General features: G+C 57.8%; 1 rRNA gene. It reads left to right on the top strand.

The window, feature by feature from the left end:
- A 23S ribosomal RNA gene (locus PTZ19_RS25265) occupies positions 1 to 580 on the top strand; the annotation flags it as partial.
- Positions 581 to 583 lie beyond the last annotated feature (3 nt).

Below are 583 nucleotides of genomic sequence, written 5' to 3'. Positions count from 1 at the left end.
TCGCGCGAAGAGTGCAAAGGCATAAGGGAGCTTGACTGCGAGACCTACAAGTCGAGCAGGGACGAAAGTCGGGCTTAGTGATCCGGTGGTACCGAATGGAAGGGCCATCGCTCAACGGATAAAAGCTACCCTGGGGATAACAGGCTTATCTCCCCCAAGAGTCCACATCGACGGGGAGGTTTGGCACCTCGATGTCGGCTCATCGCATCCTGGGGCTGAAGTAGGTCCCAAGGGTTGGGCTGTTCGCCCATTAAAGCGGTACGCGAGCTGGGTTCAGAACGTCGTGAGACAGTTCGGTCCCTATCTGTCGCGGGCGTAGGAAATTTGAGAGGGGCTGTCCTTAGTACGAGAGGACCGGGATGGACGCACCGCTGGTGTACCAGTTGTTCCGCCAGGAGCACCGCTGGGTAGCCAAGTGCGGGAGGGATAAGCGCTGAAAGCATCTAAGCGCGAAGCCCGCCTCAAGATGAGATTTCCCAGTATGTAAGACCCCTGGAAGAACACCAGGTTGATAGGCCCGGGGTGGAAGCGCGGCAACGCGTGCAGCTGACGGGTACTAATCGGTCGAGGGCTTATCCTAACA

This window comes from Cohnella caldifontis, assembly GCF_029360585.1.
Lineage (GTDB): Bacteria > Bacillota > Bacilli > Paenibacillales > Paenibacillaceae > Cohnella > Cohnella caldifontis.
The sequence above is the reverse complement of the archived record's forward strand: the minus strand, read 5'-3'. Positions and strand labels throughout refer to the sequence as shown.